This is a genomic window from Rhodococcus sp. 14-1411-2a (assembly GCF_002259485.1).
Taxonomy (GTDB): Bacteria; Actinomycetota; Actinomycetes; order Mycobacteriales; family Mycobacteriaceae; genus Rhodococcoides.
The window spans coordinates 246,322-269,357 of sequence record NZ_NPGA01000019.1; the positions used below are offsets into that span (position 1 = coordinate 246,322).

Genomic DNA, 23,036 nt, shown 5'->3' on the forward strand with positions numbered 1-23,036 from the left:
CGGATCGGGACTAGACTGCCCTTCGTGGCCGGCCGAATTCCTGAACGCGACATCGCCGCCATTCGCGAACGCACACGGATCGAGGACATAGTCGGCGACTACGTCTCGCTCAAGCGCGCGGGCGGCGACTCCATGAAGGGGCTGTGCCCCTTCCACGACGAGAAATCCCCGTCGTTCCACGTTCGCCCCAATCACGGTCACTATCACTGCTTCGGCTGCGGCGAGGGCGGTGACGCCTACTCCTTCCTGCAGAAGATAGAGCACATCTCGTTCGTCGAGGCCGTCGAGCAACTGGCCGACCGGCTGAACTATTCGATCTCCTACGAGGGCGGAGGCCCGTCGGTTCAGCGCGACCGCGGCACCCGTGCGCGACTGATCGCCGCCAACGCAGCAGCGCAGGAGTTCTACGCAGGCAGGCTCAGCGGTCCCGACGCCCAGGCCGCGCGGGACTACCTGACCGAACGCAATTTCGACGGCCATGCGGCGTTGGCCTACGGCTGTGGGTATGCACCCGACGGCTGGGACACCCTCACCAAACACCTGCTGGGCAAGGGGTTCGAGGCCAAGGAGATCGTCGACGCAGGGCTGGCGACACCCGGCAAGCGCGGAACGCCCATCGACCGCTTCCGGCGCCGGCTGGTGTGGCCCATTCGCAGCCAGAGCGGCGACGTCATCGGCTTCGGTGCGCGCAAGTTGTTCGACGACGACACGATGCCGGGTAAGTACATCAACACCCCGGAAACCATGCTGTACAAGAAGTCTCAGGTGTTGTTCGGCCTCGATCTGGCGCGCAAGGAAATCGCGAAGTCCCATCAGGCCGTCATCGTCGAGGGCTACACCGACGTGATGGCGATGCATCTGGCAGGCGTCAAGACTGCGGTGGCGTCCTGCGGAACCGCGTTCGGCGAGGACCACCTGGCGATGCTGCGCCGACTGATGATGGACGACAGCTACTTTCGCGGGGAAGTGATCTACACCTTCGACGGCGACGAAGCCGGCCAGGCCGCCGCGATGAAGGCGTTCGAGGGTGATCAGAAGATCGCCGGTCAGACGTTCGTCGCCGTCGCCCCGGACGGAATGGACCCGTGCGACCTACGGCTGAAGTCCGGCGACAACGCCGTTCGCGATCTGGTCGCCAGGCGTACCCCGATGTTCGCCTTCGTGGTCAAATCACTTCTGCGAGAACATGATCTGGACACGCCCGAGGGACGCGTCGAGGCGTTGAAGCGAACCGTCCCGGTGGTCGCCCGCATCAAGGACGCGTCGTTGCGGGACGAGTACGCCCGGCAGTTGGCCGGGTGGACCGGCTGGGACGACACCGCGATGGTGCTCGCCCGAGTCCGCGACGAGGCGAAGAAGGGTGCCAGGGGCGACACGAGCGGCAAACGTGTCCCGTTCGAGAAGCGTCAGGCCGCTCCGGCACCGGCCCCCACGGGTCCTCCGCGTCCCAACCCCACCGATCCGACTCTGTGGCCGCAGCGAGAAGCACTCAAGGCGGTGCTGCAGATGCCTGCCGTGGCGGGCACGGTCTTCGATTCGCTCCCGCCGGAGAGCTTCCACCATCCGGCGTATTCGGCCGTCCGCGACGCGGTGGCCGCTGCCGGCGGCACCGCTGCAGGCCTGGGCGGAGGGGAGTGGGTCGACGCAGTGGCCAAACAGGCCAAGGACGCCGTTGTCGTGTCGTTGGTCACCGAGTTGGCCGTCGACCCGATGCGCGTGGCCGACGACGCCCTCACCCGCTACATCTCGGGCGTACTCGCACGGCTGCAGGAGGTGTGGGTCGGCCAACAGGTGGCCGAACTGAAATCGAAACTGCAGCGCATGTCACCGGTGGAGAAGCCCGACGACTACAACGCGCTGTTCGGCGACCTCATCGCCCTCGAGCAGTACCGCCGCAGTCTGCTCGAGCTCGCCGTCGGAAGTGTGGCCGAGGTCGGTTAGCGCCGCAGCTGATCGCGGGGAACGAAGACCTGGGTCTCGTCGTCGATCGGCTGCATCGGCTCGAGCCGCGGTTGCGTGTTCAGGGAATCGGACAGCTTCTGACGGCCGACCTCGATCGCCTTCTTGGTGGCGGGGCTCGACGCAACGGCGTTCGCAGTCTTGCGAATCTGCTCGTACCGGCCCCGTCCTGCCTTGGCGCCGAGCACATAAGCAGCTCCAGCCGCCAGTACCAAACGAATCATCAGTAGGTCCTTCCATAGAGCGTGCGGCTGTTCTTCCATCTTGCCCGACGAACCTCGAGCAGGGCGATTTGGTACTCGGCAGGGGGTGTGCGCTATTGTTTCCAACGGCTCGCACGAGAGTGTGACGCCGCGAGGTAATCCCCCATAGCTCAATTGGCAGAGCATTCGACTGTTAATCGAAGGGTTCCTGGTTCGAGTCCAGGTGGGGGAGCGCAGTCCCCGTTCGGTTCGCCTGGGCGGGGATTTTTGCTGTCCGGAGTGAGCCGCACGAGCCGTCCGGCACTGCCCGTGAACGTACCGAAACAAGTGGTACCGAGAGTTCTAGTCAGTTAACAGATCGTGACGGATATTTCTGTATATCGATTGAATGAATCCCTTCGACCGATGCCAGTTTTGTCGGTCTCTCGCGACATACTGAACGAGCGATCCCGGTGGCTCAACAGTGCTATAAAAAGCCGGGTCGGTCGGTTTTAAGGGGCTTCATGAGTTTGAGTTACGCAGCAACAGTTCCACGGCACCTCGTGCATCGGAGGTCGCCGGGCGACGTTCTGTTGACCGATTACGAGACCGTCGAGGGCACCCATCGGGCGGCCGTTCAGTTCCCCACGTCGCATCGCATGTTCGCGCCGGTGCGCCGAACCCACGACTCGTTGATGGTGGCCGAGGCTCTGCGCCAAGCGATCAGCCTCTTCTGCCACGTCAACCACGGGGTGCCACTCGATCACGTGGTGTTCATCGAGCACTCCCGCTTCGAGATCCTGGACCCGCTCTCGGTCGACGACATCGACGATTCGCTTGTCGCAGAGTCGATCACGACCGACGTGACGTTCGAGAACGAGTCGCTCGACAACATGAAGCTGTCCGCCCGACTCCTGAACGGCACCCACCTCGTCGCGTCGGGGACGGCGTCGGTGCGGACCATCGGACCCGAGGTGTATTCGCAGTTCCGCAAGTCGACCGTTGCCGACCCCCACTTCCGTTTCCTGCCTGCCGGAACCGAGGTGGTCTCGGCGTCCTCCGTCGGACGTCTCGATCCCTCCGACGTAGTGCTGGCACGGCACACATCCGACGGCACCATCGTCGTCGCGCCGGATCCGCGAAACCTGGCGATGTTCGACCATTGGGTCGAGTATCTGCCGGGAGTGACGATGCTCGAAGCGGCCCGTCAGGCTCTGCGTCTGGCGACCGAAACACCGACGTTGGATTTCACCTCCTGCGAGGTGAGATTCATGGGATTCGCCGAATGGACCAACCCGTGCACGGTGATCGTCGACACGGACTCCACCGACGGCGTCTTTCGCATTCAGTTCGAGCACGACGGCGAGGTGCTGTCTGCGATGTCCGTCACGGTGACGTCCGAACCGTGGTTGGCCCCTACCGATCGCTCCAGTCGATAAGGGCGTCTTCGGCGACTGCCATCACGCGCGCGAGGCGTCGGCGCGGCACCACCGCGGGCAGCAACATCTGCCACATCTCGGTCAGCCGCTGCTGTAGATCGGCGCGTCCGGTCAACATCTCCGACACCGTCTGTACGCCGGTGAACGAGGCGACGATGTATCGACCGAGCGTGTGCGCGTCGATACCGTCGACTATGTCGCCCTCGGCCTGAGCACGTGCGGCGAGATCACCCATCTTGCCGATCCAGTCCTCGAACGCGTGCGCATTGGGGCTGTCGGCGATGGCCGACTCCAGCGTCAACCGCATACCCCCGCGGGCGATGGATTCGGTCTGCAGTTGGCGTCCCAATTCCTTGCTCACCAGGATCAAGGCATCCAAGGCCTTGGGCGTCCGCTCCATGATGAGGGCACTCGCGCTCGCCGCCATGGACAGTTGCGCGTCGATAACTGCCTGCGCCAAATCTTCCTTGGACGAGAAATGAAAGTACATCGCGCCTTTGCTGACACCGGCATGGGCGATGATGGTGCTCAAACTTGCTGTGCCGTAACCGAACTTCTCGAAACTGGCGGCGGCCCCTTGGAGTACGGCCTGCCTGGTGGACGCTGCACGCTCCTGCATCGGTAGACAATAACTGTTACCCGGGTTCGCGGCACGACGGCGCGAAGGACTTCTCCCTGCGAATCGATGGCAGGCTGAGGCGATGGTCCACACCAGTGCAGGAATTCTGTTGTATCGCGTCGGTGTCGACGGTCCGCAAGTCCTGATCGCTCACCCCGGAGGACCGTTCTGGACGCGCAAGGACGACGGGGCCTGGTCCATCGTCAAGGGGCTGATCACCGATGGTGAAGACCCCTGGACGGCGGCCCGACGGGAATTCCGAGAGGAAGTCGGTGTCGATGTGCCGGCCGGAGAACACATCGAACTCGGCACCGTCAGGCAACGCGGCGGGAAGATCGTCATCGCGTTCGGCGTCGAGGCCGATCTGGATGTCTCGAATGCGGTGAGCAACACATTCGAGATCGAGTGGCCGCCGAAATCCGGTCTCATGAAGTCGTTTCCCGAGGTCGATCGCGTCGAATGGTTTCCGCTGGCGCAGGCGAGGACGAAGCTGCTCGCCTCCCAGCACCCCTTTCTGGACGCGGTGGAGGCGGTTGTCGCAGCACCGTAGTTTCGGCGCGGGTTCCCGGGGTATCCACCGGCCGGAAATGGCGAGGGTCGCGGATGCAGGGTGGGAAACAGATCATGACACCTACGGGTACGGCAGGCGTGACCGCTCACGCGGAGACTGCTCTCGTGGAGACAGTATGGGGCGGCCGGATAGTGGCATCGGGGTTCGTGGTTCTGGCCACAGGACTGTCGTGGGTCTTCGTCGCGTCGGCAATGATCGGATAGTGACCGAGGATCGGTCGGCCGAAACTGCTCGGCGACAACGACGAAGGACAGCACTGTGACCGACAGCATTGCCTCAGCAACACCACCCTCGACGGAGGTGCCCGCACGCGCCTGGAAAGCGCTCGTGGTTCTGCTGCTGGGGATGTTCATGGCGTTGCTGGACACCACCATCGTCAACGTGGCGTTGCCGACGATCAGCACCACCTTGGAAGCGTCGGAATCGGTTCTGTCGTGGATCATCTCGGGGTACGCACTTGCCTTCGGGTTGGCTCTCATCCCGGCGGGCAAGGTGGGCGACCGCATGGGTCACAAGTGGGTCTTCTTCACCGGTCTGGCACTGTTCACTCTCGCGAGCTTCGCGTGCGGGCTGGCTCAGGACGATCTGCAACTGGTCGTCGCGCGAGTCGTTCAGGGCTTGGCGGGCGGCATGTTCGTTCCCGCTGTCACCGCGTTCATCCAGCTGTTGTTCCCAGGGCCGGTGCGAGGCAAGGCATTCGCCATCATGGGTGCCGTCATCGGCGTGTCGACCGCGCTCGGTCCCATCGCCGGCGGCCTGATCATCCAGGCTTTCGGCGACGAGAACGGCTGGCGGCTCGTCTTCTGGGTCAACCTGCCGATCGGAATCGTCGGTCTCGTCGCTGCTGCGGTGCTACTTCCGGGCAAGACCGATACCGAACCGGCTGCGCGCCCCGGAATCGACTGGCTCGGACTGGTGCTCATCTCCGCAGGTCTCATCGCGCTGCTCGTTCCGCTGATCGAGGGCCAGGAACTGGGCTGGCCCCTGTGGACCTACCTGACGATCGCAGCGGGACTCGGTCTGATCGCGTTGTTCGGCTGGTGGGAAGTGATTCGGACGGGCCGCGGACAGAATCCGTTGGTACCACCTCGATTGTTCACCCGTCCGGCGTTCACCGGAGGCGTGATCCTCGCGCTCGTCTACTTCGCTGCCTTCACGAGCATCTTCTTCACCATCTCGCTGCTGTGGCAGACCGGACTCGGCAACACGGCACTGGCATCGGGCCTGGTGTCCATACCCTTCGCGATCGGCAGCATCATCGCCGCCTCGCAGAGCAACAGGCTGACGATCAAACTCGGGCGTACCGTTCTGATACTCGGCGCGTCCCTCGTCTCGATCGGGCTCATCTGGTTGTGGATCATTCTCGCGACCAGCTCCGCCGACACGATCTCGCACTGGACGCTGACGGTGCCACTGTTCATCGCGGGTCTCGGCAACGGTGCGTTCATCGCACCCAACGCGCAGTTCATCGTCGCGACCGTCGATCGCGACGATGCGGGAGCCGCGAGCGGCGTCATTTCCACGATGCAGCGCGTCGGCTCGGCGATCGGCATCGCAGTGATCGGCAGCGTGCTGTTCGGGTCGCTCGAGATCACTGGGCCGGACACCGTCGGGTCGGGCTTTCTACACGGAGCAGCCATGGCAATGGCTGTCAGCGCGGCGTTCAGTGTGATTGCGCTGGCGTTGGTCTTCGCGCTTCCCAAGAAGGTGCAGGGCGCACACTGAGCGCTGCCGATCAGCCCTTCAGACCTTTGCTGTGTCGCGCGACCACGGTGGACGCGAGATCGGCGATCTTGACGTTCAGATCCTGGGAAGACTTGCGCAACAACGCGAACGCCTCGTCGCCGTTCACGTCGTGCAGGGCCATGATCAATCCGATCGCCTTGCCGATCTCACGGTTGCTCTCGAGGCCGGCGCGCAGCGTCGACGCTTCTTCGCCGTTCATGACGGCGGCGACGGTGATCGAGGTGAAGGCCGTCAGGATGACTGCTTTGTCCACACTGTCCGAGCCGAAGACGCCGGGACGATCGGTGAACAGGTTGAGAGCCCCCACCTTCTGATCGTCGACCTTGAGCCGAAATCCCATCGCGCCTCGTACCGGCGTCCGGTTCAACACACCGCGAGCCATCGCCGGCCACTGGGTGGGAGTGCGGAAGTCGGCTTCGAGCTGGGCTGCCTCGCTGGTGATCGCGTCCAGGCACGGTCCTTCGCCGGTAGCGCGCTCGATATCGTCGACGACACGCGCGATGTCGTCCGAGGCTGCGACCGTGACAGCCTTCCCGTGGCGCATCAACATCAAGCTGGCGTGGTCACAATGCGGAACCAACAGCGTGGCCGCATTGCACAGTGCGGTGTAGACCTCTTCGGCGGTTGTACCTCGGTACACGATGTCGGCCAGGGCCGCGAACACAGTAGCCGGGTCGGTGGACGGGGCGTCGAACTGTCGGTCGTCGTTCATTGCTTCTCCCGTCGCGTATGGAACCGTCTCCCCGATAACCGGGCGTAGGCGCTACTTACCGTACCGCCAGGCGGCTGGGGGTACGAACAGTCGGGTCTCGGCAGTAGCCTCAGGTCGTGAGCGATGCGCAGGAGTCCACCGGGTTCGAGTACGGCCACGACGGACCGAAATCGATCGTGGTGGGCGTCGACGGGTCCGATTCGTCCTGGCGCGCCGCGGCCTATGCGGCAGGGCTCGCCCGTAGGCAGCGGTCGCTGCTGGTATTGGTGTACGTGCAACCCATTGCGACGGCCTCGTGGGGCCAGGCAGGCATCTCACTCGTCGAAACCGGTCAACAGATAGCCGACGAACTGCTCGACTACATCAGAACGTCGGCCGCCCGGTTCGGGGATCGGGAGCACGTGCGGTGGGAGTTCCGAACCGCACAGGGTGACCCGTACAACGGGCTGATCGCCGTGGCAGAGCAATTGCGTACCGACGCCGTCGTGGTGGGGGCGTCCGAGACTGCCGGACATCGAATCGCCGGCTCGGTGGCGGTGCGATTGGTCAAAGCGGGACGGTGGCCGGTGACCGTCGTGCCCTGAACGGAGCGAAATCGAGCCGATCTGCCGTCTGCCCTGTAAAAATAGGCAGTCACCTCGTCGGATGCGAGGCGCACGTGGTGCCGTTTTCGGATCCGAGGAGTTCCATGACCGGGCTGTCGCGTAGACAATTCGTGGCGAGAGTGGGGACACTCGCGGCGGTGTGGGGTATCGCACCCCACGTGCTGGGTCAGGCTCTTGCGGCGAACGCCCAGCCCGTGAACGTGGGCGCAACCGGAACACTCGCGCAGACGATCCTGCGATCCTCGACAGGGCCGGGGAAGTACCGCGTGCTCGATGCCGGTCCGGGGGAGCCGTACGTTGCACGCCTCGACGTTCTCGGACGAGCGCCGAACCCGTCGAGGGCGCAGTCGCGACGGTCGCTGCTCTACCTCGGGCACCTCTCGGACATGCACGTCATCGACGCCCAATCTCCCGGCCGCATCGAGCCCATGATCGTCTCCGACCACGCCGCATGGGGTTCGGCGTTCCATCCGCAGGACCCGCTGACCGTGCACGTCACCGCGGCGATGGTGAAAGCGTTCGCGGACGCGCGGATCAGCCCGGTCACCGGCGCACCGATGGGGGCTGCCGTGGTCACCGGGGACAGTGCCGACATGCATTCGCACCTCGAATTGCGCTGGTACATCGACGTTCTCGACGGCGTACCGGTTCGGCCGACGAGTGGGGCCGCGGACATCTTCGAGGGTGTTCAGGCCTGGCCGGAGGCGCAGTGGGCCTACCGACCCGGTGATCCTTCGGGAGGGTCGTTCGGCGATTACGGATTCCCGACGCTTCCCGACCTTCTCACCCAAGCGATGTCGGGAACCGTCGAATCGGTGGGTCTGCCCGTGCCGTGGTACTCGGTCTACGGCAACCACGACACTTTGTTGCTCGGCACCTTCGACCTGTCCTCGCAGCTGCACGCGCTCGCCATCGGGGGCCGCAAGGCGTACACCCTCGAGGCGACGGCCACCTCCGCCCTGGCCGGCTACGCGTCGACGGCCAGTCCGCTGCAGAGAATGGTCGATGCGCTGGGCGTCGGATCCGGTGCGCGACCGGGGTTTCGCGCAGTGTCGGCCGACCCGGCACGGTACCTGTTCGAGCAACGCGAGTTCATGCAGGAGCACTTCGAGACCACCCCGACACCGGGACCGATCGGACACGGCTTCACCCAGCACAATCTCGACTCCGGTGAGACGTGGTGGGCGGCAGACCCCACCCCGAACATCCGAACGTTCGGACTCGACACCTGCAACGCCGTCGCCGGCCCCGACGGTGCGGTGCCCGAGAACCAATTCGACTGGCTCACCGAGCAATTGGAGAAAGCGCAGGCCGAGCGCAAGCTCGTGCTGATCTACAGCCATCACAACAGTCTCACGCTGGAGAACCGAGCGCAGCGTCCGGGAGAATCGGGGAAGCTCTACGGCGCAGACGAATTCATCGATCTGCTGTTGAAGTATCCCGTCGTGATCGGCTGGCTCAACGGCCACACCCATCAGAACCAGATTTTGGCGCATTCGAGCGGCGGACGCGGATTCTGGGAGATCACCACCGCGTCGTGCATCGATTTCCCGCAGCAGCAGCAGGTGGTCGAGATCGTCGACAACCGCGACGGAACTCTGTCGCTGTTCACCACGGTGCTCGATCACGCGTCGCCGATCACACCCGGAAACAGCGGAAGCTACCTGGATCTGGCGTCGCGCAGCCGCGAATTGGCGGCCAACGACTGGGCCGAGAATCCGCTGATGCGTCGAGGGTCGCGCCTGGATCGCAACACCGAATTGCTGTTGCCTGCACCGTTCGATCTGAGTGCCATCACCGACGCCGCGCTCGAGCAGCAACATCTGGACGAGCACGCGAGACTGATCGCCTACGAGACGAGGCAGGGTCGATGAACGGAGTGTGCAGGAAGATTCTCCTGGTCGCCGCCGTGGTGGCGTGCGCGGGATGTTCGCAGACCGCTGCGCTCGCGCCGGTCGGCGGTGCCGAACTCGGGGACCTCCGCTACGCAGTGAACGACGTTCTGTTCGAGAAGGGAATCGAGATACTGGTTGCGCCGGTCTGCTCCGGTACCGGAGCAGACATCGAATGTGTCGGGGAGACAACCGACAACGAGGCGATCACCGGCTCGGCCACGTCGGACGACGCGAGCACCGTCGAGGTGAAGGTCGGCACGGAGGTTCTCTACTCGGGGTCTGTGCAGGACGTGCTCGACCGCAATTCGACGGTCGGTGCGCCGTGAGGGGGAGTGCGGTGCTCGCTGCCGTTGTGCTCGTGTCTGCGCTGATTCAGGCGGTGACAGTCCTGGGCGATCCCGTTCCAGAATCCTCCGTGGGATTCGGTGGGTTGGTTGCGGCGTCTGCCGCGGCACTGGTGGTCGCCCTGTGGATCACCGCATCGACGGCACTCGATGTGGTGGACGGCAACATCCGCGGTGCGCTGGCTCGGGCATGGCGGCGGCCGCGCGTCCTGGTGTGGTGTGTGGTCTCGACTCTGGTGGCCGTCGCGCTGGCGATTCTGTTCCCGCTGCTTCCGATTGTCGTGATTCTGGTTGCGCTGCTGGTGCTTCCGGCCGTGGCCGACGGGCAACGACATCCGTTCCGCGCTGCGACGGCGACTGTCCGGCAGTCCCCGGGGCGGTGCGCAGTCGCGGCAGTCGTCACGATTGTTGCCTTCGTCCTCGCCTGGGTCGTGGCACTGGTACTGGGCTTCTTCGTCACCGGCGTGGTGGCGGCGTTTCTCACGTGGGTGTGGTTCGGCGCGAATGCTGCTGTGCTGCTGGTGTATTCGTCACGGTTGTACCGTCGGGTGGGAAGCCGATGACTCGTGCGACCGGACACTCGAAGGCGGCGTGTCGGTAGCCGCAACGTTGCGCTACTGCGTCGGCACCCACTTCGGTTCGCGCATCATCTGAGCTGCCCGATCGCCGAACTCATCGCTCCCGCACGCGATGTGCCTTGTTCCGATACATCGCGGTATCGGCCCGATGAATCAGCGTCGCGGCCGAATCGGCGGGTCGTCGCCTTGCTGCACCTGTGCTGATCGATACACGCTCATGCCCATCGATTCCAAGGAGGTGCGTTGCTGCCCCCGCCGCCGCGGCGATGTAGTCGGCTAGATAACGCTGTTCGTCGAACTGCCAGACGAAGCCTCCGTGAGCCCACACGGATGGGCGGGACGCGATCAGGAACTCATCACCCGCATACCGGCAGACGATTCTGTCGTCATGCGACAGGGCGTGAAGTCGGTCTGCGATCGCGGACAGGACTGCGTCTCCGGCCGCGTGGCCGTAGCCGTCGTTGACCTGCTTGAAGTGATCGACATCGGCGAACATCACCATTACTTCGTCGCCGGCTGCAAGCCAATCGTCGATGACCGAGACCGCAACGTTGCGACGGTACAGCCCGGTCAGGTCGTCGCGTTCTGCGCGCTCACGCCACGTTCGTGCCTCACTGACAATAGGATTCGCAAGATCCAGGGCAACGACGATGAGAGGCACGCCGTCGAACACCGCGAGTCCGGTGTGCGTCCAGCACGACACCGACACGTCGTCGTCTTGGTGGAGCCGTCGCATCGCGGCGACCGGTGTCTGCGACGATTCCCCTGTTCGGGCGAAGTCGGTCAGTAGATTCTCTGATACGGCCCGGATCTCCGCATGCTCCGTTGGGTGCACGAAGGCGAAGACATCACGGGTGTCGCTGTACGTGCGGGATAAATTCGCCGACTTTCGGCACGCGGTATTGACGGCCAGGATGTGAAAACTGGTGTCGTGAACGAGCGCAGGAAGCGGGATAGCGGCGACGATCTGCTGCGCAGTAACGATCCGTGGCACACCCTCGCTTCCACGTGCGTCCACCTGGCCAAGGGTAAACCGACGGGAATTGCCGAGAGCAGAAATACTACCGGTCAGTAAGCAACGCCACACACGACAAGAACACGACTCGCGGGACGCGGGCGCGTCGGGTACACCGAAGTCAGGTCTACAACGTCACTCCGGAACAACGGAGTCCGAGGCGTGCTCGCCGTAGAAGGACGACTGCGACTGCATGATGTCCTGCATACCGTCGCCGTGCGACGCGTCGTACACCGTTCCCGGAAAGTCCAGAGTTTGCTGGATGGCCCAGATTTCGTCAAGGCTGCTTGCCGGAAACATGCTGGCCGGATCTCCCACGGCAACCCACCCGATGGGGAGGACCGACCCGGCGGCAAGCCTCGAATCGACCTGGAGCACTGCGTTGATTCGGACCTCCGACCCTGCCTCGACGATCGACCCGGGAAACGTCGACGCACCGGTGGCGATGAACGACTCCCGACCGATGACGGTGCCATTGACGTGCGCGTGCGGGCCGATCAACACACTGTCACCGACGATCGTGGGGTACTTCGCGCGTCCCTTGACGACGGCGTTCTCCATCACGACCACATTCTCACCGATACTTACCTGACCATCCTCGGCCGTCAGGATCGCACCGTGCAGAATCCGCGACCCGGCGCCGACGACAACGTTGCCCACCAACACTGCCGTCGGCGCAACCCACGCATGCTCGGACACGGACGGGGACGAACCTCGGTGTTGGTACCGCATGGTGTCTTCTCCTCGGTAGTTGCTCGGCGAACTGGTCTGGTCGAGCGAAATTTTGAATTCGAGGGATGTTGGGAACGGGTGTCGATGGTCATCGAGGCGTATCGGCCGTCGAAAGTCTGCACCTTCGAGCCTTCATCGGTCGCATCATCAGCAGAGATCAGCACCGAAATCGCTGGCCACGGAACCGACGCAGCTGTGATTCCCATGGCGTCATCGATTCAGTGATCCGAACCACTGGGAATGGCAATGCAGTGCAAAAGCCTCGATGCCGCGGCGTGCACGCCAGAATTGCTGATGGGTCCGAGTCGCCCTGTGTCGCTGTATCTTCGGGCAGGGTCAGGCTGGGTGTGTACGCAATCGCCAGGGCTCACCGACCTGACAGGGAGGTCGATCGGGTGTGGGGCGGGCGGGGCTCGAACCCGCGACCAATGGATTATGAGTCCACGGCTCTAACCGACTGAGCTACCGCCCCATGCCCGTACCAGGTACGAGCCTGCAGAATCGTACAGAATCGCGTCGCCTCGACGGTGCATCGGGGCAGCTATTTCGCTCGGACCTGCACCGGGACACCGTTGAGGATCGCGTTGGCCGAGACGGCGTCGACGCGATTGGGGTCGGTGATGTCGTTGACGCTCGGCCCCTGCACCGTCGTGGCAACGGACAACTGCACGCCGGGGCGCTGATGTCCGAATCCGTGCGGCATGCTCACCACGCCCGGCATCATCTTCTCCGACGCCGCTACCTCGATGTCGACGGTTCCGGCGGCGGAGGTGACCGACACCATCGAACCGTCCTCGATACCGCGATTCGCGAGATCCTCAGGATGCGCCAGAAGCTGATGTCGCGCTTTACCTTTGGTGAGCCGGGCGGTGTTGTGCATCCACGAGTTGTTGCTGCGCAGGTGTCGCCGACCGATCATCAGCAGTTCATCGCCGGATGGAACTGCGCTGGAATGCATCAGATCCACCAACGCGGGGAGCTCGGCAACAACGATGTCCTGAATCAGTTGTACCCGCTTGTCCCGCGTCTTCAACTTCTGTGGGAAGCCGGGACGCAATGCTCCGAGATCGACACCGTGTGGGTTGGCTCGAAGTTTCTTCAGCGACAGTCCTTTTCGTTGACTCCGGAGCAGGATGTCCAGTGTGCGGGCGGGGGACAGGCGCAGCCGGGCTTCGCCGATGATGTTCTTCGGAGTCACTCGTGACTTCAACCGACCGACCGTCGAACCGGCCATACGGCTCTTGTAGCGCAGCGACAGATCACGGAAGATCTCCCAATCGTGCTTGGCGTCGGCTTGCTTGGGCAGCACTGCAGGCATGTACTTCGCCGTGTTGTGAACGGCGAAGGAGTTGAAGATCAGGTCGTAGTGGTCGCGTTCGAGCGACATCGTCGGCGGCAGAATCACGTGTGCGTGACGCGATGTCTCGTTGATGTAGAAGTCGAACGACACCATGAAATCGAGACCCGCGAACGCGTCGTTCAGGGTGGTGCCGCCGGGCATCGACAACACCGGATTGCCGGACAGGACCGCCATCGCACGGATCTGGTCCTTGCCCTCGGTGGTGATCTCGTCGACGAGCGTCGAACAGGGGTATTCGCCTGCGAACTCGGGCAGGTCGCGAACGCGACTGCGCCACTTGTCGAAATGGCCGCGGCCGACGATGCCCTGCTTGATCAGATCGATCGCGGGATCGGTCACCATGGCACCGCCGGGGCGGTCGAGATTGCCCGTGATGATGTTCAGTACCTGAATCGCCCACTGGCACACGGTGCCGAACTGCTGAGTCGAGACCCCCATTCGGCCGTATGCCACCGCGGACTTCGCCGAGGCGAAATCACGTGCCAGGGCCGAGATCTCTTCCGCAGCAATCCCGACGACCGGAGCGACGGATTCCGGTGCGAATTCCGCGACGAGATCCGCGAGTCGGTCGGCACCGTCGACGTAGTCGGCCACGGTCACCGTGCCGTCGGCCACGATCGTGTGAATCATCGCGAGCAGCAGCAGTGCGTCGCTGCCGGGCCGAACGAAGAAGTGGGTGTCTGCGATGTCGGCGGTCTCGGTCTTGCGCGGATCGACCACGACGAGGCGGCCGCCCCGTTTGCGCAGTGCCCGCGCCCTCTTTGCGAAATCGGGCACGGTCATCATGCTGCCGTTCGAGGCCATCGGATTGCCGCCGAGGACGAGGAAGAAGTCGGTTCGATCGATGTCCGGGATCGGCAGTAGCAACTGATGCCCGTAGAGAAGATGGTCGACGAGTTGGTGCGGCAACTGATCCAGGGAGGTGGCGGAGTATCGGTTGCGCGTACGCAGCAGCGAGGTGAACGGAATGCCGTGGGTCATCGCGCCCATCGAGTGGACGTTGGGATTTCCCTGATAGATCCCGACCGCGTTGCGGCCGTACTTCTCACGCGTCGAGACCAAACCGTCGATCACGAGGTCGTATGCCTCGTCCCAGCCGATCTTCTCCCATTTCTCACCCACACGTTTGACCGGCGTGGTGAGCCGATCGGTATCGGCGTGCAGATCGATCAGCGACAGCGCCTTGGGGCAGATGTGGCCGCGTGAGAGCGGATCCTTCTCGTCACCACGGATCGAGACCACCGCGTCGTTCTCCACCGTGAACTCGAGCCCACAGATCGCCTCGCACAGATTGCACGATCCATACACAACCGACATCGCATTCCTCCCACTCATGTGCTGCGAGCGTAGCCCGGCGGGGGACCGGGGCACCGTCGTCGACCGACAATTAGGCTCGTGAGTCGTGACCACCCTCGATCTCACGGCCTCCTGGCCCGTCGACCATGTCAGTGCAGCAGTCGTCACCGACTCCGGAGTTCGTGAGGAGGTCGGGGACACCGATCGCGTCTACGAGCTGGCCTCGGTCACCAAGCTGCTCAGTGCGTACGCAGTTTTCGTCGCCGTCGAGGAAGGTGCGGTGGAGCTCGATCAGCCCGCAGGACCGGAAGGGTCGACGGTTCGACACCTCCTCGCACACGCGTCGGGACTGGCGTTCGGCGACCTCACAGTCCAGGCACCGGCCGGTACCAAGCGGATCTACTCGAGCGCCGGGTTCGAGGTGCTGGCCGAGCTGATCGAAACCGAGGCAGGCATTGCCTTCCCCGACTACTTGGACGAGGCCGTGTGTCGGCCGCTGCAGATGACGAACACGTCGTTGCCGGGATCGGCGGGCCACGGGGCCAGCTCGACCCTCGCCGATCTGACGAGGTTCGCCGCCGAACTGTTGGCACCGACGCTGCTGGCGTCGCAGACACTCGCGTCGGCGACCGAAGTGCAGTTTCCCGGCCTGAACGGGATCGTGCCCGGATACGGATCGCACAAGCCCTGCGACTGGGGACTCGGGTTCGAGCTGCGCGACGGCAAGAGCCCGCACTGGACCGGAAGCAAGAACTCGTCCGCGACGTTCGGCCACTTCGGGCAGGCCGGAACGTTCCTGTGGGTCGATCCGGCCGTGCGGACCGCGTGTGTGGTGTTGACCGATCGAGCCTTCGGAGACTGGGCGAAACCGCTGTGGCCGGAGCTCTCCGACGCAGTGCTGGCCGGGTGAAACTCCATCGTTCACAGATTGCACTGGCGCAACAGGGGCAACTCGGGGCACACTAGTACACAGACGCATTGATTCACTGCAGCCAGCCGAAGCATGTCGAGGTCGTTGGGGAAGACGTCCCTCGTCGAAGCTGGAGGTAGTGCAATGCGTGGATCGAATCAATTCGCAGAAGCGACGTCGGGTGTTGTGTACATCCACTCGTCGCCCGCTGCGTTGTGCCCGCATGTCGAATGGGCGTTGACCGACGCCCTCGATTGCCGTGCGAACTTGAAGTGGTCTGCGCAGCCCGCCTCCGATGGGCAGCTGCGCGCCACCACCGACTGGGTCGGCCCCGTCGGCACCGGAGCAAAGCTGGCCGGCATCCTGCGCTCGTGGCAGATGCTGCGGTTCGAGGTGACCGAGGACGCCAGCGAAGGCGTGGACGGCGAACGGTTCTCCCACGTGCCCGGTTTGGGGCTGTGGCGCGGAACGACGAGCGCGAACGGAGACGTGATGCTCGGCGAGATGCGGCTGCGCGCCCTGATGGAGAACAATCAGGGCAACTTTACCGCGGCCGTCGAGCAGGCTCTCGGATCGGACTGGGACGCAGCCCTGGAGCCGTACCGAACCGGCGGAGCCGGAGCCGAAGTGACATGGCTGAGTCGCAACGTCGGCTAGGGGTTGCTGGGGGTTCTGGCTCGCGGTAGTTTGCGTCCGTGCCTGGGGTAGGCATGAGGGAACGACCGTGGAGTGGTGAGTTCGATGTTGTCGACCGGAAAAGTGATTCGATTCGACGAGTTCAAGGGGTACGGATTCGTAGCGCCGGACGAGGGCGGCGAGGACGTGTTCATTCACGTCAACGATCTGGACTTCGACAAACGACTGTTGGCACCGGGGGTTCGCGTCGAATACGTTGCCGTCGAGGGCGATCGAGGCCTCAAGGCCACCCAGGTGCAGATCATCGACACTCCCGCGTCGACCGCGCTGGTCACCCGGCGCAAGCCCGACGTGCCGTTCCACGACGTTCCGATCAGCGAACGCGAGCAACTCGAGGACGTCATCTGCGACGTGCTCTCCGAGGCGGACTTCACCGCCGAAGTGACCGAGGCACTCCTGAAAGCCAACGGAACTGTCACCGCAGCGCAGATCCTCGACATCCGATCGGCAATGCTGCGACTGGCTCACGACCACAAGTGGATCGAGAGCTGACGCTGGAGTTCGCCTGTCCGTTGTGACGCCCGTTCGGTTCAGGATGAATGTGGCTTTGTTGCACTCGGAGCGCCTCGGAGCCGCATTGATCCCAACCGGGGCCGGGGGTGACACCACACGAGGCGGCGGGGCACCCCGTGACGATCAGAGCGGAATGTTTTTGTGGTTGCCGCGTGCCGCAGGGGCGGCCGCGAGAGCCTTGGCGACCGTGCTGCGGGTCTTGCTCGGCTCGATGACCTCGTCGACGACTCCGATAGCGACGGCGCGCTCGACGCCACCGGCGATGCTCTCGTGCTCGACGGTGAGGCGATCATGCAATGCCTCACGCTCCTCCTCTGGAGCGGCTGCGAGTGCCTTCTTGTGCAGGATGCCGACGGCGGCCTTCGCGCCCATCACGGCGACCTCGGAGCCGGGCCAGGCGTAGACCGCGGTAGCACCGAGTGCACGGGCGTTCATCGCGATGTACGCGCCGCCGTAGATCTTGCGGGTCACCAGGGTGACGCGGGGGACCGTGGCTTCGGCGAAGGCGTGCAACAGCTTTGCTCCGCGACGGACAACGCCCTCCCATTCCATGCTGACGCCGGGGAGGTACCCGGGAACGTCGACGACCACGATCAGTGGGATGCCGAATGCGTCGCACAGTCGCACGAAACGGGCTGCCTTCTCGGCACTTTCGGAGTTGAGGCAACCGCCGAGACGAATGGGGTTGTTGGCGATGACGCCGACGGTGCGGCCGCTGATGCGTCCGAGGCCGATGACAATGCTGCGGGCCCAGCCGCCCTGGAACTCCTCGAAGGTCGATTCCCCTTCGACGTTGTCCAGCAGCTCGTGCACGATCGGGTGCACATCGTATGCGCGACGGTTGGATTCGGGCATCAGCGCTCGGAGGTCGGTGTCGCCGTGCTCGGCGGCGGCAATGTCGAATTCGCCCTGCTCGCAGAACATGGACACCAGACGGCGGGCGCGGGTGAACGCGTCCATCTCGCTGTCGGCGACGATGTGGCACACGCCGGACTTCTTGTGGTGGGTGTCGGGGCCGCCGAGCGAGGCCATGTCGACCTGCTCACCGGTGACGCTGCGGACGACGTCGGGACCGGTGACGAACACGCGTCCCTCGGGAGCCATGATGACGACGTCGGTCAGCGCAGGACCGTAGGCGGCGCCGCCGGCTGCGAAGCCGAGGACGACGGAAACTTGGGGGACGAGGCCGGATGCTCGAACCATGGCCTCGAAGACGAGCCCGACGGCATGGAGGGCTTCGACGCCCTCGGCGAGGCGCGCGCCGCCGGAATGCCAGACGCCGACGATCGGAGCGCGCTGCTCGATGGCCGTGTCGATGGCGGCGACGATGTGCTTGCAGCCGTCGACGCCCATGGCACCGCCCATGACGGTGGCGTCGGAGCAATACGCGATGGTGTGGACGCCGTCGATCTCGCCGGACGCTGCGAGGATGCCGGATTTGTCCCGATCGTGCAGGGGCACAGTGGTTCCGGCGTCGAACAGATTCTCGAGGCGGGCGAGTGGATCGCGGGGATCGGTGGAGGTACCGGATCGTGTGACGGGGGCCAGAATGGTCATCGCTTGTCCTTCTTCAGGGCCCCTGGGGGGCGAGGCCCGAACCGGGGCCGTTCACTGGGAACGGCCCCAGCCCGGATCATGCACTGCGAGAGCGGGATTCGCTGAGTCGAAAGAACGACTCAGTGCATCACGCCTTTCCGAAGGCGAGCGCTACGTTGTGCCCACCGAATCCGAACGAGTTGTTGATCGCGTAATCGATCTGTCCGACGCGGGGCTCGCCCTTGACGACGTCGAGATCGATCTGGAGATCTTGATTCTCCAAATTCAGTGTGGGAGGGATGATTCCCTCACGCACTGCCAGCACCGTCAGAACCGACTCGAGAGCGCCGACGGCACCGATCGAGTGGCCGAGAGCGGATTTCGGTGCGTACACGGCTGCGTGATTTCCGACGGCCTTGTTGATCGCGAGCGCTTCGGCGGTGTCTCCGATGGGAGTTGCCGTTGCGTGGGCGTTCACGTGGGTGATGTCGGACTTCTGCAGTCCTGCGGTCTCGATTGCACGCTTCATGGCGCGCGCGGCACCCGTGCCCTCCGGGTCGGGAGCCACGAGGTGGAACCCGTCGGAGGTGATTCCGGCACCGAGCAGGCGGGCGTGGATCGTTGCGCCGCGTGCCTTGGCGTGCTCCTCGGTCTCGATGACCATGAGCGCACCCGCTTCACCGAAGACGAAGCCGTCACGATCCTTGTCGAACGGACGTGACGCACCCTTCGGGTTGTCGTTGTTGGTGCTCATCGCCCGCATCATGGAGAAGCTGGCGATCGGAACCGCGTCGATGTAACCCTCGACGCCGCCGGTGACGACCATGTCCGCGTCGCCCATTACGATCATCCGCCACGCGTGTGCGATGGCTTCCGATCCCGAGGAGCAGGCGGAGACGGGAGTGATGACACCGGCCTGTGCTTTGAGCTCGAGTCCGACGACCGCTGCAGGGCCGTTCGGCATGACCATCTGAACGGCGAGCGGAGACACCTTGCGGTAACCACCGGCCTTCATCTTGTCGTTGGCGTCGATCAGAGAATCGCCGCCACCGAGGCCGGTACCGATAGATACGCCGAGGCGGAGGGGATCGACGTCGGGAGTCCCGGCGTTCTTCCAGACCTCACGACCGAGAACGGTGGCCAGCTGCTCCACATAGCTCAGGCGACGAATCTCGACCCGCGAGAGCAGGCTCTGCGGGTTCACCGCGAGGTGGCCGCCGATCCGCACGGGCAGGTCGTACTCGGCGACGAAATCGTCTTCCAGCGTTGCGATTCCGCTGTCGCCGTTCAGCAGACCCTTCCACGTGGCATCGACGTCACCCGCGAGTGACGTGGTCGCAGCGAGGCTGGTGACGACGACACTGGGGAAGCGTCCGTTGGCGGTGGATGGGTTGGTCATGGGCCGTGTCACTCGCTCGCGGAGTCGTCGAGCTTGGCCTTGATAGCTTCTGCGGCTTCGGGGTTCTCCGCTTCGAGCTTCTGGATGTAGTTCACGGCGTCGCCGACGGTGCGCAGACCTGCGAGGTCCTCGTCGGGGATCTTCACGCCGTACTTGTCCTCGGTCTGCACTGCGATCTCGACCATGGAGAGTGAGTCGATGTCGAGGTCGTCCACGAAGGACTTCTCGATGGTCACCTCGGACGGTTCGATGCCCGTGACCTCCTCGATGATCTCTGCAAGTCCGGCGATGAGGTCTTCCTGGCTGGCCACTGTTGTGGCTCCCTTCTCTTCTGTGTAGAACGCCGAAGTCATGTGCTTCGAGACGCGATTGTGCATTTCTGCCACTCGGGGAGTGGAAGTGCGAGCCGCAGTGCTGTGACTGCGAAGTGTGTGGGACGAGCTAACCGAGCTCGGCCATTGCGGCAATGTCCGCCGGTGTCTTCAGGCCGAGGTTGGCGACGCCGCGCAGTTCTCGTTTGGCGATACCGACAAGTGCGCCTGCCGGGGGCAGTTCGACGAGTCCGGTGACCTGCGCGGTGCGTAGGCAGGCGTTGCACAGATCCCATCGCACGGGGCGAGTGACCTGGGCAGCGAGCTTGTTCAGGGCGTCGGCACCCGAGGAGACCGGCTGACCGTCCGAGTTGGACAGCAATGTCCGCGTCGGCTCCGACGGGGTGATGGCGGCTGCGGCTGCGGCAACGGTGTCGCCCGCGGACGCCATGTACTTGGTGTGGAATGCGCCTGCGACCGGTAGTGCGCGAACCCGAGCCTTCTCGGGTGCGCTCTCGGCCAACTCGGCAAGCTTGGTGAGCAGCCCGGCTGCGACGATCTGACCTGCAGCGTTGACGTTGGCCGGAGCGAGGTCCAGTTCTTCGAGGCGGGCCAGGACGGCAGCTTCGTCGCCTCCGAGCACAGCGGACATGCCGGTCGGCTCGAGTGCGCAGGCCTTGGCCATTGCTGCGCCGCGGACGGCAGCGAGCGATACGGCGTCGTCGGAGGAGATGACGCCGGCGATCGCAGCGGCGGCGAGCTCGCCCACCGAATGTCCGGCGACGACGGCGTCCTCGGGGAACAGGCCGCGCGATGCGATCTCCTCGAACGCGAGCAACGCCGACGCGACGACCAGAGGCTGGGTCACTGCGGTGTCGGTGATTTCCTCGGCGGTGGCTGTGGTGCCGAGGCGGACGAGGTCGAGACCGGAGGCCTTCGACCACAACGCGAGTCGGTCTGCCGCACCCGGCAATTCGAGCCAAGGCAGCAGCATGCCGGGAGTCTGGGAGCCCTGACCGGGCGCAAGCAACGCAATCACAGGGTTAAGAGAACACCGTCGGATGCCGAATGAGTGATGTCGCGCTCGATGAACTCTCGACAAGCAATTTGTGGGAACCCTACAAATTGCCTCGTGGGGATCCGCTATCGCCGAAGGGTGGTCCGGCGTTACGTGACTACTTCTCCGAATGTGACCTGTGTGACATATGGGGCAGGATGGGGCGGTTCGTGATGCGTTCGAGCCAACCTACCTACCGTTGCCGCAACCCTGAGTACGTACGCGTCGCGCGGATGCGTCGGGTCGCGACCGGTGACCTCGGCGATGCGCTTGAGCCGATACCGGACGGTATTTGGATGAACAAACAGCTGCCGTGCGCAGGTTTCCACCGCTCCGCCACAGTCCAGATAGGCGTCGAGGGTGTCGGCCAGTCCCGAACCTGCCGCGGCCAACGGAACGACCACGTGATCGTTCAACGCCGATATCGCCGCACCGTCGTTGAGCAGTGCGCGTTCGGGCAGTAGCTCGCCCGCATGCACCGGACGCGGCGCACCCCGCCACCCCGCCACGGCCTGCATCCCCGCGAATGCCTCCACCGCGCTCGAGTGCGCCGCACCGAGGGTGCGAGTGGTCGGCCCGATGACGACGGGTCCGTCCGAGAAGTTCTGCAGCATGTCGTCGATGAAGGCGCGATGGGTGGCAGTGTCGTCGAGCTGACCGCTGACCACCATCACCAGCCGCGTTCCCTGCACCACTGCCAGTGCGGCGCGACCGTGCTTCTGCGCCACGGCGTGCACGGTTCCGACGACCGAGACGCCTCGATCGTCGGGAGGAGTGCCCACCAGCACCGTGGCGGGCGCCGTGGCGTCCCAGTTCAACGTGGCGGCACGCGAGAGCATGTCCGAGCCGGTGTCTCCGCGTACGACAGCGTCGACCACGAGGGCTTCGAGGCGGGTGTCCCAGGCTCCGCGCGATTCGGCTGCGCTCGCGTAGACCGACGCGGCCGCGAAACCCAGCTCGCGCCCGTATCGCAACACGGCCTCGGTCAGGGCCACCAACTGCTGATCGTTGCGGGCCAGTGCCGGGAGCCACTGCTCGAAGAACTCCATCGCCACCCGCACCATGTCCACTGTCTGGCGCAGAGTGAGGCGTCGGGCGAGGTCCTGGGGAATGACCTGGAAGGCGTCCAGCGAGAAACGAATATCGCTGTTGGGGTTCTTCAGCCATTCGAGGAAGTTGTCGACGGCTGTCTGAATCAACAGTTGGACGCTGGCACGTTGGGCCGCGTCGAGATCACCGAAGAACGGCAGTTGGCCCTGCATCGTGGTGACGGCCTCGGTCGAGAGTCGGCCGGAGAACTGTTTGACGCGACGCAGCAGGGCATCGGGCAGGGGATCGCGTTTCTGGCGGGAGGGCGCCAGTGAGGCGACCGGAAGGTGCACTTCGTTGTCCGAGGTCAACGATTCACGCAACGCCTCACGGTAGGCGTCGCGGCGGGACACATCGCGTGATGACGCGCTGCCCGGTGATTCGGGTTTCGCATCGGACATAAGGAGAACCTACGCCCGACCCCCGCCCCCATCGCGACGGACATGCTTCGCGACGTGGGACGGGGGTCGGC

23 protein-coding genes and 2 tRNA genes are annotated in these 23,036 nt (G+C 64.4%); 13 read left to right on the plus strand and 12 right to left on the minus strand.

Going from position 1 to position 23,036, the window contains the following annotated elements; genetic code table 11:
• The first annotated feature begins 24 nt into the window (after positions 1 to 24).
• Positions 25 to 1,941, plus strand: a complete 1,917-nt coding sequence (gene dnaG / locus CH291_RS19815) for a DNA primase (RefSeq protein ID WP_094640181.1) — start codon at positions 25 to 27, stop codon at positions 1,939 to 1,941.
• Here the strand turns inward: dnaG and CH291_RS19820 are convergent.
• Positions 1,938 to 2,183, minus strand: a complete 246-nt coding sequence (locus tag CH291_RS19820; RefSeq protein ID WP_068052299.1) for a hypothetical protein — start codon at positions 2,181 to 2,183, stop codon at positions 1,938 to 1,940. The genes dnaG and CH291_RS19820 overlap by 4 nt on opposite strands.
• A gap of 138 nt (positions 2,184 to 2,321) precedes the next feature.
• On the opposite strand from CH291_RS19820, the gene CH291_RS19825 reads away from it, so the two are divergent.
• Together CH291_RS19825 and CH291_RS19830 are read left to right on the plus strand one after the other, a co-directional pair.
• Positions 2,322 to 2,394 (plus strand) — tRNA-Asn (locus CH291_RS19825).
• Between the two features lie 271 nt (positions 2,395 to 2,665).
• Positions 2,666 to 3,580: an AfsA-related hotdog domain-containing protein gene (locus CH291_RS19830; RefSeq protein WP_094688418.1), complete on the plus strand. Its 915-nt coding sequence runs from the start codon at positions 2,666 to 2,668 to the stop codon at positions 3,578 to 3,580.
• Here the strand turns inward: CH291_RS19830 and CH291_RS19835 are convergent.
• Positions 3,558 to 4,199, minus strand: coding sequence for a ScbR family autoregulator-binding transcription factor (locus CH291_RS19835; protein WP_094688419.1), 642 nt, complete (start codon positions 4,197 to 4,199; stop codon positions 3,558 to 3,560). The genes CH291_RS19830 and CH291_RS19835 overlap by 23 nt on opposite strands.
• Positions 4,200 to 4,281: 82 nt before the next feature.
• On the opposite strand from CH291_RS19835, the gene CH291_RS19840 reads away from it, so the two are divergent.
• The 3 genes from CH291_RS19840 to CH291_RS19845 all read left to right on the plus strand — a co-directional run bounded on the left by CH291_RS19840 (position 4,282) and on the right by CH291_RS19845 (position 6,495).
• A complete protein-coding gene (locus tag CH291_RS19840; RefSeq protein WP_094688420.1) occupies positions 4,282 to 4,749 on the plus strand; it encodes an NUDIX domain-containing protein in 468 nt (155 codons plus the stop codon).
• Positions 4,750 to 4,823: 74 nt separating this feature from the next.
• The gene (locus tag CH291_RS26890; protein ID WP_179276616.1) at positions 4,824 to 4,973 is read left to right on the plus strand and encodes a hypothetical protein; all 150 of its coding nucleotides are present in this window, start codon (positions 4,824 to 4,826) and stop codon (positions 4,971 to 4,973) included.
• A gap of 55 nt (positions 4,974 to 5,028) precedes the next feature.
• A complete protein-coding gene (locus CH291_RS19845; RefSeq protein WP_094688421.1) occupies positions 5,029 to 6,495 on the plus strand; it encodes a DHA2 family efflux MFS transporter permease subunit in 1,467 nt (488 codons plus the stop codon).
• A gap of 10 nt (positions 6,496 to 6,505) precedes the next feature.
• Here the strand turns inward: CH291_RS19845 and CH291_RS19850 are convergent, their stop codons facing one another.
• Positions 6,506 to 7,228, minus strand: a complete 723-nt coding sequence (locus CH291_RS19850; RefSeq protein ID WP_068052282.1) for a GAF and ANTAR domain-containing protein — start codon at positions 7,226 to 7,228, stop codon at positions 6,506 to 6,508.
• Between the two features lie 116 nt (positions 7,229 to 7,344).
• Between CH291_RS19850 and CH291_RS19855 the strand changes: the two genes are divergently transcribed.
• The 4 genes from CH291_RS19855 to CH291_RS19870 all read left to right on the plus strand — a co-directional run bounded on the left by CH291_RS19855 (position 7,345) and on the right by CH291_RS19870 (position 10,635).
• The gene (locus CH291_RS19855) at positions 7,345 to 7,812 is read left to right on the plus strand and encodes a universal stress protein (RefSeq protein WP_068052281.1); all 468 of its coding nucleotides are present in this window, start codon (positions 7,345 to 7,347) and stop codon (positions 7,810 to 7,812) included.
• A gap of 104 nt (positions 7,813 to 7,916) precedes the next feature.
• On the plus strand, positions 7,917 to 9,707 hold the full coding sequence (locus CH291_RS19860; RefSeq protein WP_094688422.1) for a TIGR03767 family metallophosphoesterase: 1,791 nt from the start codon (positions 7,917 to 7,919) through the stop codon (positions 9,705 to 9,707).
• Positions 9,704 to 10,054 carry a hypothetical protein gene (locus tag CH291_RS19865; RefSeq protein WP_094670118.1) on the plus strand — a complete coding sequence of 117 codons (351 nt, stop codon included), beginning with the start codon at positions 9,704 to 9,706 and terminating at the stop codon, positions 10,052 to 10,054. The genes CH291_RS19860 and CH291_RS19865 overlap by 4 nt, the downstream gene beginning before the upstream one ends.
• An 11-nt stretch (positions 10,055 to 10,065) precedes the next feature.
• Positions 10,066 to 10,635 (plus strand): hypothetical protein, encoded by a 570-nt coding sequence (locus CH291_RS19870; RefSeq protein WP_094688423.1) that lies wholly within the window; start codon positions 10,066 to 10,068, stop codon positions 10,633 to 10,635.
• A 109-nt stretch (positions 10,636 to 10,744) separates the two neighbouring features.
• Here the strand turns inward: CH291_RS19870 and CH291_RS19875 are convergent, their stop codons facing one another.
• The 4 genes from CH291_RS19875 to CH291_RS19890 all read right to left on the minus strand — a co-directional run bounded on the left by CH291_RS19875 (position 10,745) and on the right by CH291_RS19890 (position 15,074).
• Positions 10,745 to 11,668: a sensor domain-containing diguanylate cyclase gene (locus tag CH291_RS19875; RefSeq protein ID WP_094640172.1), complete on the minus strand. Its 924-nt coding sequence runs from the start codon at positions 11,666 to 11,668 to the stop codon at positions 10,745 to 10,747.
• 132 nt (positions 11,669 to 11,800) lie between these two features.
• Positions 11,801 to 12,364, minus strand: coding sequence for a gamma carbonic anhydrase family protein (locus CH291_RS19880; RefSeq protein ID WP_218829047.1), 564 nt, complete (start codon positions 12,362 to 12,364; stop codon positions 11,801 to 11,803).
• A 431-nt stretch (positions 12,365 to 12,795) separates the two neighbouring features.
• Positions 12,796 to 12,869: transfer RNA gene (locus tag CH291_RS19885), tRNA-Ile, on the minus strand.
• 69 nt (positions 12,870 to 12,938) lie between these two features.
• The gene (locus tag CH291_RS19890) at positions 12,939 to 15,074 is read right to left on the minus strand and encodes a molybdopterin-dependent oxidoreductase (RefSeq protein ID WP_094688425.1); all 2,136 of its coding nucleotides are present in this window, start codon (positions 15,072 to 15,074) and stop codon (positions 12,939 to 12,941) included.
• 85 nt (positions 15,075 to 15,159) lie between these two features.
• Here CH291_RS19890 and CH291_RS19895 point away from each other — a divergent pair, with 85 nt between their 5' ends.
• The 3 genes from CH291_RS19895 to CH291_RS19905 all read left to right on the plus strand — a co-directional run bounded on the left by CH291_RS19895 (position 15,160) and on the right by CH291_RS19905 (position 17,151).
• On the plus strand, positions 15,160 to 15,963 hold the full coding sequence (locus tag CH291_RS19895) for a serine hydrolase domain-containing protein (RefSeq protein ID WP_094640169.1): 804 nt from the start codon (positions 15,160 to 15,162) through the stop codon (positions 15,961 to 15,963).
• A 144-nt stretch (positions 15,964 to 16,107) separates the two neighbouring features.
• A complete protein-coding gene (locus CH291_RS19900) occupies positions 16,108 to 16,620 on the plus strand; it encodes a DUF3145 domain-containing protein (protein ID WP_068052258.1) in 513 nt (170 codons plus the stop codon).
• An 84-nt stretch (positions 16,621 to 16,704) separates the two neighbouring features.
• Positions 16,705 to 17,151: a cold-shock protein gene (locus CH291_RS19905; protein ID WP_094688551.1), complete on the plus strand. Its 447-nt coding sequence runs from the start codon at positions 16,705 to 16,707 to the stop codon at positions 17,149 to 17,151.
• Between the two features lie 144 nt (positions 17,152 to 17,295).
• Here CH291_RS19905 and CH291_RS19910 read toward each other — a convergent pair whose 3' ends face one another.
• The 5 genes from CH291_RS19910 to CH291_RS19930 form a co-directional block, all read right to left on the minus strand.
• Positions 17,296 to 18,729 carry an acyl-CoA carboxylase subunit beta gene (locus tag CH291_RS19910; RefSeq protein ID WP_068052252.1) on the minus strand — a complete coding sequence of 478 codons (1,434 nt, stop codon included), beginning with the start codon at positions 18,727 to 18,729 and terminating at the stop codon, positions 17,296 to 17,298.
• A 127-nt stretch (positions 18,730 to 18,856) separates the two neighbouring features.
• Positions 18,857 to 20,107 carry a KasA/KasB family beta-ketoacyl-ACP synthase gene (locus CH291_RS19915; RefSeq protein ID WP_094688426.1) on the minus strand — a complete coding sequence of 417 codons (1,251 nt, stop codon included), beginning with the start codon at positions 20,105 to 20,107 and terminating at the stop codon, positions 18,857 to 18,859.
• Positions 20,108 to 20,115: 8 nt separating this feature from the next.
• Positions 20,116 to 20,460 carry a meromycolate extension acyl carrier protein AcpM gene (gene acpM, locus CH291_RS19920; protein ID WP_045199610.1) on the minus strand — a complete coding sequence of 115 codons (345 nt, stop codon included), beginning with the start codon at positions 20,458 to 20,460 and terminating at the stop codon, positions 20,116 to 20,118.
• Positions 20,461 to 20,548: 88 nt separating this feature from the next.
• Positions 20,549 to 21,457, minus strand: a complete 909-nt coding sequence (locus CH291_RS19925) for an ACP S-malonyltransferase (RefSeq protein ID WP_094688427.1) — start codon at positions 21,455 to 21,457, stop codon at positions 20,549 to 20,551.
• Positions 21,458 to 21,585: 128 nt separating this feature from the next.
• A complete protein-coding gene (locus tag CH291_RS19930) occupies positions 21,586 to 22,965 on the minus strand; it encodes a PucR family transcriptional regulator (RefSeq protein WP_256980916.1) in 1,380 nt (459 codons plus the stop codon).
• Positions 22,966 to 23,036: the final 71 nt, after the last annotated feature.